16 protein-coding genes and 1 pseudogene are annotated in these 19278 nt (G+C 35.1%); 4 read left to right on the top strand and 13 right to left on the bottom strand.

Annotated features, from left to right (window positions below):
- Nucleotides 1-389 precede the first annotated feature (389 nt).
- The gene (locus AB1280_RS03625) at nt 390-824 is read right to left on the bottom strand and encodes a hypothetical protein (RefSeq protein ID WP_429754903.1); all 435 of its coding nucleotides are present in this window, start codon (nt 822-824) and stop codon (nt 390-392) included.
- 704 nt (nt 825-1528) lie between these two features.
- Between AB1280_RS03625 and AB1280_RS03620 the strand changes: the two are divergent.
- Nucleotides 1529-2673, top strand: a pseudogene (locus tag AB1280_RS03620) (IS4 family transposase).
- 144 nt (nt 2674-2817) lie between these two features.
- Here AB1280_RS03620 and AB1280_RS03615 read toward each other — a convergent pair.
- The 8 genes from AB1280_RS03615 to AB1280_RS03580 form a co-directional block, all read right to left on the bottom strand.
- Nucleotides 2818-3849: a serine hydrolase domain-containing protein gene (locus tag AB1280_RS03615; RefSeq protein ID WP_429757259.1), complete on the bottom strand. Its 1032-nt coding sequence runs from the start codon at nt 3847-3849 to the stop codon at nt 2818-2820.
- A gap of 574 nt (nt 3850-4423) precedes the next feature.
- Nucleotides 4424-5395 (bottom strand): formimidoylglutamase, encoded by a 972-nt coding sequence (hutG, locus tag AB1280_RS03610; RefSeq protein ID WP_272187942.1) that lies wholly within the window; start codon nt 5393-5395, stop codon nt 4424-4426.
- Nucleotides 5374-6645 carry an imidazolonepropionase gene (gene hutI / locus AB1280_RS03605; protein ID WP_429754902.1) on the bottom strand — a complete coding sequence of 424 codons (1272 nt, stop codon included), beginning with the start codon at nt 6643-6645 and terminating at the stop codon, nt 5374-5376. Before hutI ends, hutG begins: the two co-directional genes overlap by 22 nt.
- A gap of 12 nt (nt 6646-6657) precedes the next feature.
- Entirely contained in the window at nt 6658-8316 is a 1659-nt protein-coding gene (gene hutU, locus AB1280_RS03600; protein ID WP_429754901.1) for a urocanate hydratase, read from the bottom strand.
- Nucleotides 8317-8332: 16 nt separating this feature from the next.
- Nucleotides 8333-9850, bottom strand: coding sequence for a histidine ammonia-lyase (hutH, locus tag AB1280_RS03595; RefSeq protein ID WP_429754900.1), 1518 nt, complete (start codon nt 9848-9850; stop codon nt 8333-8335).
- 107 nt (nt 9851-9957) lie between these two features.
- Nucleotides 9958-10398: a hut operon transcriptional regulator HutP gene (hutP, locus tag AB1280_RS03590; protein ID WP_272187946.1), complete on the bottom strand. Its 441-nt coding sequence runs from the start codon at nt 10396-10398 to the stop codon at nt 9958-9960.
- A gap of 428 nt (nt 10399-10826) precedes the next feature.
- Nucleotides 10827-11396, bottom strand: coding sequence for a DJ-1/PfpI family protein (locus tag AB1280_RS03585; RefSeq protein WP_429754899.1), 570 nt, complete (start codon nt 11394-11396; stop codon nt 10827-10829).
- 245 nt (nt 11397-11641) lie between these two features.
- Nucleotides 11642-12334 carry an aspartate/glutamate racemase family protein gene (locus tag AB1280_RS03580; RefSeq protein ID WP_429754898.1) on the bottom strand — a complete coding sequence of 231 codons (693 nt, stop codon included), beginning with the start codon at nt 12332-12334 and terminating at the stop codon, nt 11642-11644.
- 257 nt (nt 12335-12591) lie between these two features.
- Between AB1280_RS03580 and AB1280_RS03575 the strand changes: the two genes are divergently transcribed.
- Nucleotides 12592-12891: a hypothetical protein gene (locus tag AB1280_RS03575; protein ID WP_272187950.1), complete on the top strand. Its 300-nt coding sequence runs from the start codon at nt 12592-12594 to the stop codon at nt 12889-12891.
- Between the two features lie 103 nt (nt 12892-12994).
- The gene (locus tag AB1280_RS03570; protein ID WP_429754897.1) at nt 12995-13426 is read left to right on the top strand and encodes a DUF2621 domain-containing protein; all 432 of its coding nucleotides are present in this window, start codon (nt 12995-12997) and stop codon (nt 13424-13426) included.
- Between the two features lie 26 nt (nt 13427-13452).
- Here the strand turns inward: AB1280_RS03570 and AB1280_RS03565 are convergent, their stop codons facing one another.
- Nucleotides 13453-13959, bottom strand: a complete 507-nt coding sequence (locus AB1280_RS03565; protein WP_429754896.1) for a CcdC family protein — start codon at nt 13957-13959, stop codon at nt 13453-13455.
- Between the two features lie 89 nt (nt 13960-14048).
- The gene (locus tag AB1280_RS03560; RefSeq protein WP_272187954.1) at nt 14049-14756 is read right to left on the bottom strand and encodes a cytochrome c biogenesis CcdA family protein; all 708 of its coding nucleotides are present in this window, start codon (nt 14754-14756) and stop codon (nt 14049-14051) included.
- Between the two features lie 479 nt (nt 14757-15235).
- Between AB1280_RS03560 and AB1280_RS03555 the strand changes: the two genes are divergently transcribed.
- The gene (locus tag AB1280_RS03555) at nt 15236-16144 is read left to right on the top strand and encodes an EamA family transporter (protein ID WP_429754895.1); all 909 of its coding nucleotides are present in this window, start codon (nt 15236-15238) and stop codon (nt 16142-16144) included.
- Between the two features lie 85 nt (nt 16145-16229).
- Here AB1280_RS03555 and AB1280_RS03550 read toward each other — a convergent pair whose 3' ends face one another.
- Together AB1280_RS03550 and AB1280_RS03545 are read right to left on the bottom strand one after the other, a co-directional pair.
- Complete coding sequence (locus AB1280_RS03550) at nt 16230-16805, bottom strand: FtsX-like permease family protein (RefSeq protein WP_429754894.1); 576 nt, start codon at nt 16803-16805, stop codon at nt 16230-16232.
- Nucleotides 16806-17255: 450 nt separating this feature from the next.
- A complete protein-coding gene (locus AB1280_RS03545; RefSeq protein ID WP_429754893.1) occupies nt 17256-19142 on the bottom strand; it encodes an FtsX-like permease family protein in 1887 nt (628 codons plus the stop codon).
- Nucleotides 19143-19278 lie beyond the last annotated feature (136 nt).

Raw genomic sequence — 19278 nt, 5'->3', positions numbered from 1 at the left:
ATCATCATCAAATGAACTAATGAACCAAGATAAATAAAATTTAACAAAACTAAAAGAATCTTATTTATTTAGGATTCTTTTAATTTTGTTGAATGCAAACTTTTGAATATTTGTTTACTTTGATTTTATTGGTTTTATCGTACTTTACTCATTTTCTCCAAAATCACCGACAAAAGTATACATTCAAAACACGATAAATAAAGAGTTTAAATACCTATAAACAAAAAAAGAAAAATCTAGATTTATGCTAGCTTTTTACATAAGTCACATTTTAGACAGTAAAAAAGAATCTTCAATTAGAAGATCCTTTTGCCTTATTATTCAATTAACCTACTTGTTACTTGAATAATAAATTTTAATAAAAAAGATATATTTAAACACATTATTAATTAAATGATTAATTCTTTTTCAAGAAAAGTTACTACATCATTCCATTCTTTTATTGTTGAACCTTTTTCATATTCAAATTCTCCGAAATTTATATTGTTATCTGGTTCATCTTCATAAAGTGAAAATTCTCTTATTAATGAACCTTCTTCTATAATTACAAGTTCTGCATTAAAATTTTCATCATAGTAAGCGTATGTAACAGAATTATCTTTTGCAAGTTCTATCCAAGATACATTTGATAGACCAAAGAATGCTTCGCCTTCAAGGTCTACAAAATATGTCCATCCATCTTTATGTTCAGAAAAATACACTGATTCATCGATAAAATTCCCATATTGATCTAATTGAAATTTGATTTCTTTATTCATCCAGTCACAATAACGTTTTTTAGCTTCTTCTAATGATAAACTTATTTTAAAACAACATTCTCTCAATCTAGTTTCTCCTCCTCATTTTATAAATAAAATGTCCAACATTATAGATAGGATGTTGGTTAAAAAAAACTATATACTATTACGTATCTTTAATATTACAGAATAGCCGTGTGTAGTTTTTAAAAAATTACACCCTAATATACCTTTAATTGACATAATTCTCGATAGCGGAAGTAATTTTATATATCTTTATCTTCCTTTTCTAATAATCGTTTAATATCGTTTCTAAAAAATTCCAGTTCATTTTTTGTTTTAATTAGTTCATATAACATAAAAAGTAATACCAATAGTATTAAGATTTCCATCATGATAACCCCGCTCCCTTTTTCCTATTACTTCCATTCTATCAGATGGAATTTTTTATAACACTATGTATATTCCATACATGTAAGGTTGACATAACGTCTCATTATGGGAAGCAAGGAAAAAGGCGGACCTTTACTCTTACAAGGGATTCGCCTTTTTCCTTTTCTATGATTCTATGCATCTTTTTATACATTCCTATTTTGACGCGCCTTTTGGCCTCCCCATAGATCCCTATGCCTCCCGATTTTTTTCATAAATTCTTGTATGCTCTTAGCATGGGGTTTTTCCGAAATGCTGGCGGTACCCCATCGCTATCAAGCTAATAAAACAAAATACCCCCTAAAATGAAAAAATACGCTATTTTTTCTGTAGAATCATAGGAAAGGATGGCGTTTTGTATGTCTATTTCTGTATCTGATAAATTACAACTATTTGCTCAAGAAATTCAAAGTTTCTTATCCCCAAATACCTTACGAAATCTTGGTAGAGATGTTGGTTTTGTAGAGCGAACCAGTAAGTACCAAGCAAAGGATTTAGTTGCTTTATGTGTATGGATGAGCCAAAATATCGCTACAACTTCTTTAACTCAGTTATCCAGCTGTTTAGAAGCGTCAACAGAAGTGCTCATCAGTCCTGAGGGATTGAATCAACGGTTTAATAAAGCGGCGGTCCAATTTTTACAACACATATTAGCGGAACTACTAAACCAAAAATTGGCCTCATCTATACCGATTTCTTCTCCATATATTTCTGTTTTCAAACGTATTCGTATTTTAGATTCAACTGCATTTCAACTCCCAGATTCCTTTTCATTCGTTTATCCAGGTGCAGGAGGATGTAGCCATACAGCAGGGGTGAAAATTCAGCTTGAGTATGATCTATTAAGTGGACAGTCTTCATATTCATACGGGTTTAGGTAAACAACATGATCGAACCTACAGTTCCCTGTGTGTCCCAACTGTGACAGCGAATGATTTATGTATTCGAGATTTAGGATATTTTCATTTGAAAGATCTTCAACATATACCGGATAAAAAGGCTTTCTATATCTCTCGTATCAAGTCGAATACACGTATTTATCAAAAAAATCCCGATCCTAATTATTTTCGAGATGGAAGAATCAAAAAAGGTACAGAGTATATACAGATAGATATGGAGGTGTTAATGAACTCTCTTCAGCCAGGACAAACATGTGAAATATCCGACGCTTATGTAGGAATGACTGATAAAGTACCTACTCGTGTGATTGTTCATCGACTAACAAAAGAACAACAAGAAAAACGATTACAAGATCAAACTATAAGAGAAAAAAAAGAAACAAGAATTGAGTGAATATAAAGCTATTTATATGATTAAAGACTATTTTTTTCTTCTTTTCCAAGCTATACAGAAAGACACCCAAGAGCTATCAAAGATTCTAATTCGCCTGTTCAACCTCCTACAGCAAAACGGACGAAAATCTCATAGATATAAGAAGAAAACAGTCTTTGATATATTAGGTGTCGTTTACAATTGTACCATGTCTGATGATCAAGCGGCTTAAATTAAAAAAATGAAACCCATTAGGGTTTATTTCGTATGCAAATCTTTAAATTCTCTACACGTAGCCTTTCAACCTTTACTATAATTGACGTTGTATGAGCTTAGCTTGATAGCAATGTGGTGCTACTCTTATAAAAAAGTTTGGTCATATCTCAAAAATTTCTTCAATCCCCTTCATTACTTCAAAGGATCCTGAACTTTTGTTTGAAGGTATCGCTATCTTGATTCCTGATTTAGGATAAAAAGCAGAATGGAAGCTCACGCCAGGGTCATATCCCATTACATGATACTTAATTATAGAATTTTCCCTTTTAGTGATCCAAAGTCCATATCCATAATCTACCCCATCTTTAACATGGATTTGTGAATTTAAAAGTATTTCTGTGTATTCTTTACTTAAAAGTTGATGATTTAACAATGCTTCCCAAAATTTGATCATATCTGATGGTGTAATAAAAGCCCCCCCATCAGGTCCACCTTTTATTGGAATCGAGTAGGTATTTGTTCTCCATGTTTCATCTTTATTATCTATGTACCCATAGGCAGTATTTTTAGGGAGTCGATCTAAAGGAAAATATCCTGAGTCATTCATTCCACATCGTTGGAAGAGATTTGCTTCAATGTAGTCGGTAAAAGAAAGTCCTGATTGTTGTTCCACGATTAAACCTAAAACAATAAATCCAGCATTATTGTAGTGGAATTTTTCTCCAGGTTGGAACATCATCTCCCCATTTTGAAATAAAGGAAGAAAATCTTTTGCTTCATTCAAGAGATACATAGGTATTTGTTTCCAAAGGTCTTCAAAGTCATCCATTACTTGTTCATCAAAATAGTCCGGTATTCCAGAACTGTGAGTCAAAAGGTGATGAATTGTTACGCCTTTGTTAAAATGCGGAAATTTTATGTTCAAACAATTTTCAAGACGAGTTTCAAATGATAGTAAACCCTTTTCAACAAGTTGGCAAATAGCAACAGCTGTAAACAACTTACAGCCAGATGCAATTCCAAAACGTGTATGAACAGTATTCAATTTTTTATCCGCCCTGTTCGCATAACCAAATGCTGATTCAAATAAGACTTTATTGTTATCCTTGATGTAAATAGCTCCAGAAAATTGTTCATCTATTATGTTATGAATTGCTTTAGTAAGGTTTAAAACTCGATTGCTCAAAATAATCCCCCTTATTCATAGATAGTAATCTATTATTCTACATTTTAGTACTAATTTCCTTTTTCTCATTAATACAAGGAAAGAATAAAGTCCAGTTTTTCAGGACAAGATTTTGAGATGCCCCTATTGCCATCAAGCTAAGATTTTAAAGTACCCCAAAAACAAAAATTTTATCTCATCACAGTTGTCTATGAGAATCCAGTGCATTTTTTTCGTTTTAGAGAACGATGAGTTTCTTAACTTAATAGGCATGTGGCGGTACTCATCATTAACGTATTTTTCCGAAAGCACATACACAATTGCAGCTACGCAAAACACATGAAACCAAGCAATTTCATAACCAGAACATAGCGTTCACCGTAATACTAGTTAAACTTCCAATTAATGTGCTTCCTACAATATCAGATGGATAATGCTGCTCGCTCTAAATATTTTGTAACCCATAATAATATCTCCTTCAACTTCACTTCAAATATGCTCCTTAGTATTTCCGTATAAAAAAGAACAATGAAATAGCCAGAAAGAAAAAGAGCTAATTCCCCATTCCGTCAAAACGAAACTTTGAATTAGCTCCTTTTCCTCATATATTTACTTGCTTACACACCGTTTCACGTGCCAGTAAAAAACTCATAATGACCTGTGCTGCAACGCGGCTTGTCATATCACGAAAATCAAGAGTTGGATCGATTTCCACAATATCCATACCTGCTACAAGTGGTTCTTTCCCAAGCACTGCCATTGCATCCAGTAATGTCGTACTATCCATACCACCTGGTCCAATCGCTGGACACCCCGGCGCAAATGCTTGATCTAATACATCCATATCAACAGAAACATATATAGATGTAATCCCTTGGCGACGCAATAATTCTATACTTTCGATAATAATATCTTTTATATGACGCTCTCTAACATGTTGCATCGTATATACCGTGACGCCATGCTCTTTTGCATATTCATGATACGTATAAGCATTAGAAAAGTTTCGAATCCCAATTTGCACTAATTGCTTTCCTGTAATGACATCATTCTCTAGTAAACTGCGAAACGGTGTCCCGTTTGACGGCCCGCCATCCTCCAAGTTACGTAAATCATGATGAGCATCAAATTGAATAATCCCAACTTTTCCTTTGCTGCGTGCAAACCCACTTATGCTCGGAAAACTAATCGAGTGATCTCCGCCAAGAACAATCGGTACCATCTGTGGATTCGATTTTGTCAGACTTTCTAGCGTTTTCGCAATGCGTGCATGACTTTCTTTTATATCCGTAACATGCATGGTAATATCACCGCAATCATAAAAGACACTTTCTTTCATATCATGCTCTTCTGTAATTGCATACGTACTATACGCATCTAGCATTGCCCGAATTGTTTTTGGTGCAAAGCATGCACCTGAGTGACTAATTGATGGTTTTGAAAGCGGAGCACCAATTAATGCCCCGCCGAAGATTTCTTCACTCTCATCCCAGCTCTTAATGATATCGCTCCATTTCGTTACTTCACGATCCATAAACTTTGCATTTTTCTTTAAATAGTGGTCTTGCTCCACGCTTTTTCACCTCGTGTATATGCAATATTCCCTTGTTTCCATACTGTATTCACATGGCTAACACCGTAATGGTACGGTACATACGCATAATTGTATGCATCCCACAATACGATATCTGCCTTACGCCCAATACGAATTTTCCCAGCAACATCACCGCGATTAATCGCATACGCTGAGTTTACTGTTACAGCGTTCCACACTTCTTCTGGTGTCATTTTCAGTTTTAACATTGCAATGCTCATAATCAGTTGAATATTTTCGGTCGGACAGCTACCAGGATTAAAATCAGTCGCTAAAGCTACTGCTACACCATCATCAATCATTTTACGCCCTCTAGCAAAACTTTCTTTATTTAAATAGAACGTTGTCCCTGGAAGTAATACAGCAACTGTATTCGAATTAGCTAACATTTCAATCCCTTTATCAGATGCCCCGACTAAATGATCAGCTGATGCTGCACCAATTTCAACAGCCGCTTCTGCACCGCCAAGCGGATCAATTTCGTCTGCATGAATCTTTACATCAAAACCAAGTTCTTTCGCTTTACGTAAAAATTCTTTTGATTCTTCAACAGAGAACACTCCTGTTTCACAGAAAATATCAACAAACTCTGCCAATTGTTTTTCCTTAATTTCTGGTAATAAATCGAGCATCCACTGTAAAAATTCTTTCGATCTTCCCTTATACTCTTTTGGCACTGCATGAGCTCCTAAAAATGTTGACACAACATCAATTGGATGCTCCTTCTGAACCTCTGCTGCTGCCTCTAATTGTTTCCACTCTGTTACATCATCCAATCCATAACCACTCTTCGCTTCCATTGTTGTTACACCAAAAGATAACATGCGATCTAAGTGGAATTTTGCCTTTTCAACAAGTTCTTCTTTCGTCGCTTGTTTTGTCGCATTTACAGTGGAAAGAATGCCACCGCCTTGTTCTAAAATTTCTAAATACGGAACACCTTGTAATTTCAGAGCAATTTCATTTTCGCGAGAACCACCAAATACAAGATGTGTATGCGGATCAACAAGACCCGGTGAAACCATTTTCCCTTCACAATCTACAACTTCTTTCGCACTTAATTCCTTCGCGTCTTCCATTGTTCCTACGAATGTGATTACACCATTTTCAATACCTACCGCACCGTTTTCAATGACAGGAAGCGTATTCATCGCTTCCCGCCGTAGTAATCCATCTTCTTGATCCATTGTTAATAATTGACCGATATTCGTTAGTAAAATGTCTAACATAGTTTCCCCTCCTTACTTCATCATCGGAATGTTAACGCCTTTTTCTTTTGCTGTTTGCACCGCAAGATCATATCCAGCATCAACGTGACGAACAACACCCATTCCAGGGTCAGAAGTTAACACGCGCTCAATTCGTTTTGCCGCTGCTTCAGTTCCATCTGCAACAATAACCATTCCCGCATGAAGAGAATATCCCATACCAACACCGCCGCCGTGGTGAACAGACACCCAGCTTGCACCGTTTACACTGTTAATTAACGCATTTAAAATTGGCCAGTCAGCTACCGCATCACTGCCATCTTTCATTGCTTCTGTTTCACGGTTTGGCGAAGCAACAGATCCGCAGTCTAAATGGTCACGACCGATAACGATCGGTGCAGATAATTCCCCTTTTGCTACCATTTCGTTAATAATGCGACCAAATTTCGCACGCTCTCCGTATCCTAACCAACAAATACGAGATGGAAGTCCTTGGAATTCAACTTGGTCACGTGCCATACGAATCCAATTACATAAATGCTCATTATCAGCAAATTCACGTAAAATCACTTCATCTGTTTTATAAATATCTTCTGGATCACCAGAAAGTGCTACCCAGCGGAATGGTCCTTTTCCTTCACAGAATAATGGACGAATAAATGCCGGAACGAATCCTGGGAAATCGAAAGCATTTTTTAAGCCTTCGTCGTATGCAACTTGGCGAATATTGTTTCCATAATCAAATGCAATCGCACCGTTCTTTTGCATAGCAAGCATTGCTTCTACGTGTTTTTTCATATTTTCTTTTGATAATTGAACATAACGCTCTGGATCTTCTTGACGAAGTACTGCTGCTGCTTCTAATGAATATCCAACTGGAATATAACCATTTAACGGATCATGTGCAGACGTTTGGTCTGTTACTAAGTCTGGTGTAATGCCGCGTTTTACAAGATCCGGTAAAATTTCAGCTGCATTCCCTAATAATCCAATCGAGATCGGCTCTTTCTTTTCTTTATACTCCTTCGCAACCGCTAATGCTTCTTCAAGAGATTCTGTATACATATCACAGTATCTTTTTTCAATACGGCGATCGATGCTGCGCTTATCAACGTCGATTGCAATGACAACCCCACCATTCATTGTAACAGCAAGCGGCTGCGCTCCACCCATTCCGCCAAGACCAGCAGTAATTGTTAACGTTCCTTTTAATGAACCGCCAAAATGCCTGCGTGCTGCCTCACCAAATGTTTCGTAAGTTCCTTGTAAAATTCCTTGTGTACCAATATAAATCCAGCTACCAGCTGTCATTTGGCCATACATCATTAAGCCTTTTTGATCAAGCTCACGGAAATGCTCCCAATTTGCCCATTTTGGCACTAAGTTTGAGTTTGCTAGAAGAACGCGAGGTGCATCCTCATGGGATTTGAAAATTGCCACTGGTTTCCCAGATTGAACTAATAACGTTTCATCACTCTCTAAATTTTTAAGAGACTCTACAATTGCATGATAGCTATCCCAATTACGAGCAGCACGGCCGATACCACCGTATACAACAAGCTCTTCAGGCTTTTCAGCTACTTCAGGATCAAGGTTATTCATAAGCATACGAAGTGCTGCTTCTTGTATCCAACCTTTCGCATGTAATTCAGTACCTCTTGGCGCGCGGATTGTTTGTTTTACGTTTTCCATTGTTATCTCTCCCTTATTATAGTGTTGTATTTGCGTTTAAACGGTCCATTGTCCAATTTGTTGTTTTTAACCAATGAGCCGTATTTTCAATATCTGTTGAAAAAATACGATCATTTGTAATAGATGGTACAATTTGGCGAACTTGATGATAAAACGCTCTCGTTTGCGTGCTCATTTGCTCAATACCACGGTACTCAGCTGCTTGCATCGCACAAATCGTTTCAATTGCTAATACGCGGCGTACATTTTGAATAATTTGATGTGCATGACGCGACGCGATTGTCCCCATGCTTACGTGATCTTCTTGATTTGCTGATGATGGAATAGAATCTACGCTCGCTGGATGAGCTAACGTTTTATTTTCTGAAACAAGTGCTGCCGCTGCATATTGCATAATCATCGCACCAGATTGAAGACCTGGTTCTGGACTTAAAAATGGTGGTAAATCGTTTAACTGCGGATTGACAAGTCTTTCAATACGACGTTCAGAAATATTCGCAATCTCTGCCATTCCTACCTTTAGAAAGTCCATCGCAAATGCAATTGGCTGTCCGTGGAAATTACCGCCAGAAATTATTTTTTGACCGCCGTCAAAAATAAGCGGATTGTCCGTTGCAGCATTCATTTCAATTTCTAATTTTTCTTTCACATAATTCAACACTTGCCAAGATGCTCCGTGTACTTGCGGAATGCAGCGAAGTGAATACGCATCTTGCACACGAAGTTCTCCTTGCTTCGTAACAAGTTTGCTATCACTAAGCACATTACGTATACGATTAGCAACTTCTACTTGCTCTTTATATCCACGTGCAAGATGAACATCTTCATCAAATGCATCAATAATGCCTTGTAACCCTTCAATTGTCATCGAAGCAATTAATTCAGCTTGATAAGCAATTGCTTCAGCTTCTAAATAGGCAACAATACCTTGTGCTGTCATTGCTTGCGTCCCGTTAATTAGAGCCAATCCTTCTTTTGCTTCTAATGTAATTGGTTCTAATCCTTCTTTTGTTAGAGCGCTCATCGTATGGACACGCTCACCTTTATAAAACACTTCTCCTTCTCCTAATAAAGCAAGCGCAAGATGCGAAAGAGGTGCTAAATCACCGCTCGCTCCAAGTGAACCTTGCTGCGGTACAACAGGATGGATTTGACGATTTACAAGTTCAAGAAGCATATTTACAACAAGTGGTCTAACACCAGAAACCCCCTTCAGCATTGTGTTCGCACGCAATACAAGCATAGCGCGTGACACTTCTTCTGAGAAAGGTTCACCAACACCACATGCATGAGATTGAATTAAGTTATGTTGAAGTGCTTTCACATCTTCTTTTTGAATAAGGACATCGCTAAATTTCCCAAAACCTGTTGTAATGCCGTAAACGACTTTCCCTTCCTCAACAATCTGTTCTACTGCTTGCCTGCACTCTGTAACTTTTTGCATACTATTTGGACAAGCAGTTACCTGCTCTCCTTCAAACAGTATTCGTTTCATTTCTTGCAGTGTTAATGAATATCCAGTTAATGTAATCATGATTTTCCTCCTTTAAACAGCACAAGGGGCCTTACCCTTTTAAGACAGACGAATGTCCTAAAAAGTTGTAAGGCCCCCTATTAACTAATAAACTATGGGCAGTTTTTTTATATATGATTAATTCCTAATCCAATCGCCTCATGCTCTGATCCTTTCACAGGCGCACCTATCGTACCATATAATGCAACAGCAACCCATTCGCCCTCTTTTTCACCGTCGTATGGCGTGCCGCGCACAATTGCAAAACGAAGCCCTACTGTACGGAGAACGTCTGCTAACTGAATTTGTCCTCTCGTTACTCCGTACAACGCTTCCATAATTGCATGGTAAAGCGCATGTGTTTCTCTGTAAACATCTGTTTCAATAACATGGTTACTACGTGCAGCTGTTTCCATTGCGGCAACAACTTTTTGCGAATTCATTGAACCGACTTTGCCCGTACAATATTTCCAGCCCTTAGGAAGAGATAAAATTGGACTCTCGTGTTCCTCCGCAAGCGCAAGTAGCATCGCCATGCGACCAATTCGTTGTGTTTCATGAAGAAGCATGTGACTCTCTCTTTTCTTTTGAATAGTTTAAATATTTCTTAATTTAAGAATATATGAAAACGCTTAAATCGTCAATGGTTAAATTATAATGATTTAGATAAATCAAAATTAAAACACGACATAAAATCATTCTTTTTAGGTGGACGAGAGCACCTGGCCATGCATAGAAGCGGTCAGGGCCTTTTTCTGCCACGTGCGGAGTTCAAACAAAGAGAGAAAACAAGTACAGATTCCTTCTTTTCTGTATAGCAGCAATCTTCACATTGAAAAATCAAGATAGATTTATATAGTAAAATTACATCATAACGGTATATGGCGCGATCCGAAGGCTGTGACGATTTATCGTTGCAAGAAATAATTAAAATTGTTCTACACTAGCAAAGCTGCCTCTTTTAGAAAAAGACAGCTTTCTTTTTTCCGTCAATCTATTATTCTTTCAACATACTTTCCATCATTACGTTTCTTTTCCCGCGATAAAAGTCGGATTTATGTTCTGTATATACCCCGCAATATTCAGCTATGACAAGTCCAAAGTCAACAAATGCGTGTCCTTGCGCTGTAATAATGTTTTTATGATGAACTATACCTTCGTATGCAAAATGAGTTTTAGAAAAACAATCTAACTTTCTATAATCTAATGTGACTGTATACGGTACATACTGTAGAATACCAGCAACTACTAATACAAATGGTCCTCCGCATATCGCAGCAATTAGCTTCTCTTTTTTATGCATTTGACGTACGAGTTCAAATAATACTTCGGAATCTTTTACGTGTACTAAATCGCCACCTGGAATAATAATTCCTTCATAATCATCTACACATATCTCACTTAACTCATAATGTGGTTGTACTTGTAACCCTGTTTCACTTTCAACAATCTCTTTTGTTAATCCAACTGTTTCAACTATATAAGAATCTTTCAAAACAGCAGTAGCAATTGTAATTTCAAATTCTGCAAAAGTAGGATAAATTAAAACTAGTATTTTTTTCCTCATATCCTAGTCTCCTCTAAACATTTTATAGAACAATACTCTACTTCCTCTACTGACTTTACATCTATATTCAAATGCGTAACCGGAAATTGTTCATACCAGCTTTTCTCTATTTCTATTAATTTCATTTGTTCTTCAAATGTGCTTCGTTGTCTTATATCAAATTCTTTTTTTGTAGCACTTCTTTTGAAACAATTAAATATAAAATAACCTGTATGCGATATTTCCATAGTTTTCGATGGATTCACTCAATTTTCTAAAGATTTATTAACAGCTTCAACAGCATGTATGAAAGTCGTATCAAATAACGGAACACTAGAATCCTCTTGTTTTACTAATAACCCAATTTCTGTACAGCCTAAAATAATTCCTTCAGCTCCATTACAAACTAAACGATTAATTACTTCTTTGTAATAATCCCTTGATTTTTGACACACTTTTCCTAAACAAAGTTCTTCATAAATCACTTTATTTACAATTTCCCGATCATTTTCATTTGGGACTATCACCTTTATGCCGTTCGATTCTAATCTAGATTTATAAAATTCTTGCTCCATTGTATATTTTGTTCCCAGTAAACCTACCGTGCTAATTCCTTCCTTTTTTACTTGATTAGCTGTAGCATCGGCAATATGTAAAATAGGGATTTTGATTTTTTCTTTTATATTATCTACAACCTTGTGCATCGTATTTGTGCAAATGACAATGAAATCAGCTCCAGCTTTTTCTAATGAACATGCAGCTTCACCTAATACTTCACCAGCTTGTTTCCAGTTATCCTTTGATTGATAACGTTCAATTTCTTCAAAGTCAACGCTATATAAAACGCATTTTGCTGAATGCAATCCTCCTAACTTTCTTTTTACTTCTTCGTTAATAAACCGGTAATACTCTACAGTTGATTCCCAGCTCATCCCACCAATAAGTCCAATCGTTTTCATTATTTTCCTCCCTACAAAAAATCTCTCACATTAATTATATAGAATTTTCGAAATTATAAACAAGGTTCTTATCTCCTTGTTTCCTTTTTCCATCTGTCTTATAATAAAAAACAGAGATTAATTTGAACGTATTTTTCCGCTATGTAAGCTTGGAAACCCAAGCTTACATTATTTTTTGCTTTTCCTTTTCTTTTAAAAGGGGTATACTATACAGGAACATATGTTCTTTTCACTACATACAGTAAGGAGTTTGAACAATGGTATACGACACAAAGATACGATCATGGAACGAAACATTGAAGCAATTACAAAAGCGTCATACTGGAGCAGCAGTTGAAAATCGCAAACAGTTTGAAGACATTGAACTTATGACTTTCTTTCAAGACAACGAATATATTGCCCTTCCTACACATATAAGCGGCTTATCAGCAGCACGCTTTACTTCTTACTCTATTTTCACTACTGATGACAAAGATCGCAAAGTTGGCACGCTTATCATTGAATATTTAGAAGATGATAATGACATATTATGTGTTGAACAATTATACTTCGTGTAACTCAGAACGCTTGGTCACAATGGCCAAGCGTTCTTGATTTCTATCAACCTCACTGCTTATAATACTAGTAAAGGAAGACTGCGATCATAAAGGAGGGTTCAAATTGCTCGAAGGATGGTTCAGTTGGTTTATTGTTATCTGGACGGTTATTTTACTAGGACTTATGTCCATTGGTGGATATTTTATGTTCAGAAAATTCCTAAAACGATTACCAAAAGAAGATGGCATGTCTATTTTAGATTGGGAAGAGCATTATATTAATCAAACACAACACTTATGGGATGTAGAGCAAAAACAATTATTAGAGGAACTTGTAAGTCCAGTTCCTGAACTTTTCCGCGATGTTGCAAAATCAAAAATTGCCGGTAAAATCGGAGAGTTAGCTTTAGAAGAGAAAGCATCAAAAATAACTGAAGATTTAATTATTAAGGGGTATATTGTAGCAACTCCAAAGCGCGATCATAAATTTTTAATTAAAAAGTTAAAAGAAAAACAAATTGATTACTCACGTTATCAATCGTTATTAGCAAAATAAAAAACCTCAAAAATTTTTGAGGTTTTTTATGTTAACTTCATATCTTTCTCATTATAAAACTCTTCTTGTTTTTTCATTTCCTTTTGCAATTTTGTATAGGAACGAAACATTGCAATGCGCCAAGATACAATCATTGCAAACGCAAGTAAGAAGAACATTCCACTTAATTGCCCTACATCAAGTGATTGACTTAAATATGATTTAAATACAATACGAACAACAAGTAAACCGATTAAAATAAATATAAACGCTTTAGAGCGTTTTAAATAAATCTCTTGTCCACGTACTTCAAATTTTGATGTTTTAATAAGAAAGATTGAAAAAATTAATCCTACAACAATCGCTTCTAATATTTCTGATGTTGTTAAGCGAAATTCAGGAAGCAAATACATACATGCCCCTGTACTCATAAAGATTGGTGGAAGAACAATTTTTTTCAAAGTTGCTGGTTTCTTTGCCGCCTTCAAACGAATAAACATGACTCCAATAGCCATACAAACTGCCATAATACTTGATAAGAGAGCTAAATTCATTCGCACTCACCCTTTGTTTTGGAAATAGCAAAAATATTGTATCATTCTATGCATTTCTGTTAGTATTTCCAACTTTTCAACAAAAAAAACTAAAACCCTTTAAATCCACCAAATAAATCTGAAAAGAAGATTGTAATTTTTGTAAGGCCATTAAAATATAGTAACACACCCATCGCAATCATAATATAACCACCGATCGTAACGAACGCTGCACTATGTTTTTTAATCCACGTCATCTTTGTAATAAAGAATGATAAAATAAAGAATGGAATTGCAAAACCAAGTATGTAAGCAATCATATATAACATCGCTGATTGTGGATTTGTTGCAGCAAGCGCAATAACTGATACTAAAATCGGACCTGTACAAGGTGTCCACCCGGCAGCAAATGCAACTCCAATAAGAGTAGAGCCCAAATAACCACTCGGTCTGCTTTTAAATGTAATTTTCCGATTTTGCATTAAAAATGTTGGTTTAAATACCCCTGTTATAACGAGACCGAAAGCAACGATAAAAATTGCTCCTAATTGTCGAATTAAATTTTGATAATCTACAAAAAACTTCCCTAGAAAACTTGTTCCAAAGCCGATTGCTATGAAAATAATCGAAAATCCAATTAAGAAAAATGCAGTATGCAACATACTACGTTTACGAAGCATTGCATTCTCTTCCTTCAAATCAGAAATAGACATTCCTGTTATATATGATAAAAATGCCGGATACAGTGGTAAACAACAAGGGGAAATAAACGATAAAAAACCTGCTCCAAATGCTAAAAATATATTAATGTCTTGCATGTTATGCCTCCTTTCTCCTCAATTTATTGTAACAAAATTCAAGGCGAATACCATGAATAATTCGTGAACATACCATTATCACTATGAATATATTTAAATCTTATTCTTCGTTTATATGTATAAATCCTGTTTGCAAGCGGCAGAGAAAAAGGACTGACCAATCCCATGCATGGATAAATACACTTATCCCTCTAAAAACAAAGAGTTTTTTCAATTTCCACTTATATATTTCACTTTATTTACTATTAGAAAATATTTTTTTATCATGAAAGTTATATTCATATTTATCTTATATTCTCAATGAATTTGTCTCCTTTTTTTCATCATTATGCATAAATATCGTACTTTTATTATTATTCTATAAAATGTCACACTTTTCTTTCAGTTGACCCTCCATTTTTATTTTTGTATACTTCCATCTAGCTATTATTGTTCGTTTTTGAACACATTACTATATAGAAAAGATCGGAGGGAAATAGATGCTTCGTTATTCATTACTCGTTTTATTAGGAGCATGTAGTTACGGTATTTTAGCAATCTTTGTTAAATTTGCATACAGCGAAGGATTTTCGCTTGGAGAAGTAATCGGAAGTCAATATTTGTTCGGATGGTTCATTTTACTTGCGATTACATTATTATTCTCTAGACATCGTATACCATTTAAACAAATGATTATTTTATTCATTGCAGGAACATCAGCTAGTTTAACAGGTATTTTTTATTACGGTGCATTACAAACGGTACCTGCTTCTATTGCTATTGTTTTACTATTTCAATTCGTTTGGATCGGAGTTATCATTGAAGCAGTTGCAACGAAAACATTTCCTTCTAGAGAAAAATTGATTTCTGTACTTTTCTTGCTTGTTGGAACGTTTCTTTCAAGTGGTTTACTTGAACAATCAGCAGGAGCAATTGACATGAAAGGAATTTTCTTCGGATTATTATCAGCGGTAGCATTTGCTTTTTATATTTTCGTGAGTGGAAGAGTAGCAGTAGAAGTCCCGCCATTGCCTCGTGGTATAACGCTTATGGCAGGTGCATTAACATTAGTAATGATTGCTTTTCCACCAACATTTATATATAACGGTACACTTGTAAATGGACTATGGAAATACGGATTAGCATTAGGAACATTTAGTATTGTCATTCCAACTATTACTTTTACAATTGGAATTCCTAAGATTGGTTCTGGTTTAGCAACAATTTTAGGTGCTGCTGAACTTCCAGTTACAACAATTATGTCAGTGCTTCTTTTAAAAGAAGCTGTACTGACTTCACAATGGCTTGGAGTTTCCCTTATTCTTATCGGTATTACAATTCCACAAATTGCTTATAACATGCGCGGACGATACACAAGGCAGCATACACATAAAAAGGTTGCAGCATAAAAAACCGGACTTCTATAAAAAGCCCGGTTTTTTATTTGTCCCGCTATTCGTGGGCAATAAGACTCCCACTGACGGAAGCTGCTCTTTATACTTTCTCTTTCATGTTATATAAATCTATAACAGTCAACTGATACGTGTATCGATAACATTGTCCCATTGTCAGTAAAATTATAATAAGAAATAAAATAGCTGTATACAAAAGACCATATATTGTAATCGGTGCACTACTTATTCCATGACAACCCGTTACTCTCAAAATAACAACAGTAAATAACTTTAAAAATAACATACCGTGAAGAAGCCCCACTATTAGCGCTCCTCCTCCTATCATGAGTTGCTCATAGCATAATATAAACGCTATTTGCCGTCGTTTCGTGCCAGTTAATCGATACGATTGGAATTCTTTTTGACGCTTTTTCATAAAACAAGTATGTACATACAGTATAAACAAACATGATAAACTGAAGATTATTGTTGATCCATTATATAAAAATTTTATTAATAATGATTTATGCTTTATTGCTCCTACAACAGCTTCATTATATTGAATAGATAATAAAAGAAAATATATAATCACACTACAAACAATAAAAACAAAATGTTGTAAACGTTCTGTTGCATGCTCTTGTATATTTTTTCGTGCTAATTGAAGTAACGACATAACAACTCCTCCGTACAACTTGCTATCCCAACATTAGTGTATAACATAACACATGTTTTCACATGGCACTCTAATAGGAATTGTTTCTAAGACTTAAGTCTTAGAAACATACATATATGAATTCGATGTACGTATTAATAAGAAAATTATTCTTGTTGTACGAATTTTTAACACAAACAAAATAGCAGTGTCTGTACCTTCTCTTAAAGTTAATCGTTCAATATAGCGTCTCATTCAAGAAAATAAAGTGAAACTTTAATCAGTGGAAGTTTTCTTTATCCTCCACTAATTATAAGCTGAACCAATCAGGTTTTTACGGGCAGTTTATCGCCCACCTTCATTCTTTGTTTGCACCGAATTTTGAGGCGGGAGTATTACTCGAGAAAAACACGTATACACATATTATATTGAAGTTAAAAACAGCAATGTTACTACGTAACATCACCATTTTCATCGCATAATTTGCTTTTTCAATTGTTTAAAATAGCATCTTCTTAATAATAAAAAGTAACCAATATGAACAATTAAAAATAACCCCATAACAATTAGTGATGACCGAAGAATTGGTGTAGTAAATTGTGTTTGTAATGCTGTCAAGGCAACACTCGTATGCAAAACAGCTATAACGATCGGGATAAAGAATAGCGCGCCCATTTGCACCGTTACAATTTGTTTCATTTCCTCTTCTTCCATACCAAGTTTCAATAGTGATTGATAATATTGTTTATCTGTTTCTAAATCAGTAAACAAGCGGAAATATAAAAAGCTTATGGCAGATAAATAAAAAATAACTCCGACAAACAACCCGATAAATAGAATGATACTTGTCATTTTTTTAATCTGGTTATACGTGATCACACGTGATGAAAATTCATATTGCCCTTTTTGATTCAGCTGGTTTTCTAACCGCTCTGCTATCCGCGTCGTCCCTTCCCAACTCTTTACTGTATATCCTGTATAACTCGCTGTTTTCTGCCCACCTGTAATCAGCTGATCCATTTCATTGGAAACAACAAAAATCTTTCCAGGAAATACACCACCTGAAAACAAATTCTGCTTTAACATAGAAGAAACATGAATTTGTTTTCCACTTTCTTTCAATGTTATATCTGATTCTTTAGAATAATCTATAACACTACTTTCCAATCCAAAAGAAGGAACGCGAACCGCTTTATTTCCCTCTAATTCCACCGTTTCATATCCGAGCCGCTTTGCAAATTTATTATAATTATCCTGACTCATGATTACGGCTTGTGAATCGTTCGAAATAGATTGGAATTTCAACTGCATACTTTCTTTTCGAAAAATAACATTTTCCTTTTGAAAAGTATCTTCAATCTTCTTTTCATATTGAGCTTCCTGTTCTTGATGTTCATTATATGTAATCAAACTAAATGCAAATGGGATGTTCTTCATCGACTCGCCCTTTTGCGTTTCTATAAAAGCAGCAAATGTTCCAATGGCACAAAAAGCAACTGTCGATACAATCGTTACCATAAAAAACATACGTGCATTATCTTTCATCCGATATGCTAACATAGAAAATGATAATAAATTTGTTTTCTTCCAATAGAACGACTTCGATTTTTTTAAAAACTTTATGATAAATACACTAAGTTGCGAATATAAAAAATACGTGCCAATAATTACTATGGTTGCAACAGGAAGTAATAAAACCGCGACAGCTCCAGGCTTTGCTGTTAAAGATAACGTATATCCAAGAGCTATTAAAGCTGCTGCTATTATAGATAAAAAAATAGAAGCTTTCGGTTCAGGTTTTGGCTTCTTATTCCCTTTTAATAACGCAATTACTTTTTTACTTTTCACAAATAAGCTTGTTGTAAAAGCAACAATGAAAAACAATGCTAAAAACACAACAGCCGTTAATTTCATTGCTTGCCATGGCATATAAAATGGTAAACTTCCCAATCCCATTACTGTACTTGCTAACAGAAAAAATAGCTTTCCAAATAAAAATCCAAAAACAATACCGCTAATAAGAGCACTTATGCCAACTATCATATTTTCAAAGAAAATCATCCGTATTAATTGCCAATTTGTAATACCATGAATAACAAAAATCCCAAACTCTTTATTCCTCATCTTTAAAAATGAACTAACAGAGTAAAAAATAAAGAAAAAAGAAAAGAAATAAATTATGTATTCCGCAACAAGCATTCCTTGCCGAATAGCACCTTGTCCATCTATATCAGGATGATAAATAAATAAAGCATATAAAAAGAAAATCATAACTGAAAATGCACTACTTAAAAAATAAGCAGCATATGCACGTATGTTTCGACTTACGTTTTTAAACGCGAGTTGAGAAAACGTCATCTTCATTCCCCTCCCACGTTTTTTTTACTTTCATAAAAATAGGTACCACCATAAGTATGACATCTCCTTCTTCTTTCTTCTTTTTTCACTATAATAAAAAAAGAAAAAGGAAAACATCGAACTTTCTTACATGCAT

Origin of the sequence: Bacillus sp. S10(2024) (genome assembly GCF_050473865.1) — a bacterium.
GTDB lineage: Bacteria > Bacillota > Bacilli > Bacillales > Bacillaceae_G > Bacillus_A.
This window is presented reverse-complemented; position numbering and strand designations above follow the sequence as displayed.

Coding starts and splice junctions, on each gene's coding strand:
- AB1280_RS03585 (WP_429754899.1), bottom strand. CDS start 11,396: ATGAGGAAAAAAATACTAGTTTTAATTTATCCTACTTTTGCAGAATTT.
- AB1280_RS03550 (WP_429754894.1), bottom strand. CDS start 16,805: ATGTCGTTACTTCAATTAGCACGAAAAAATATACAAGAGCATGCAACA.
- hutH (WP_429754900.1), bottom strand. CDS start 9,850: ATGATTACATTAACTGGATATTCATTAACACTGCAAGAAATGAAACGA.
- hutI (WP_429754902.1), bottom strand. CDS start 6,645: ATGTTAGACATTTTACTAACGAATATCGGTCAATTATTAACAATGGAT.
- AB1280_RS03565 (WP_429754896.1), bottom strand. CDS start 13,959: ATGAATTTAGCTCTCTTATCAAGTATTATGGCAGTTTGTATGGCTATT.
- AB1280_RS03545 (WP_429754893.1), bottom strand. CDS start 19,142: ATGACGTTTTCTCAACTCGCGTTTAAAAACGTAAGTCGAAACATACGT.
- AB1280_RS03580 (WP_429754898.1), bottom strand. CDS start 12,334: ATGAAAACGATTGGACTTATTGGTGGGATGAGCTGGGAATCAACTGTA.
- hutU (WP_429754901.1), bottom strand. CDS start 8,316: ATGGAAAACGTAAAACAAACAATCCGCGCGCCAAGAGGTACTGAATTA.
- hutP (WP_272187946.1), bottom strand. CDS start 10,398: ATGCTTCTTCATGAAACACAACGAATTGGTCGCATGGCGATGCTACTT.
- AB1280_RS03575 (WP_272187950.1), top strand. CDS start 12,592: ATGGTATACGACACAAAGATACGATCATGGAACGAAACATTGAAGCAA.
- AB1280_RS03560 (WP_272187954.1), bottom strand. CDS start 14,756: ATGCAAGACATTAATATATTTTTAGCATTTGGAGCAGGTTTTTTATCG.
- AB1280_RS03555 (WP_429754895.1), top strand. CDS start 15,236: ATGCTTCGTTATTCATTACTCGTTTTATTAGGAGCATGTAGTTACGGT.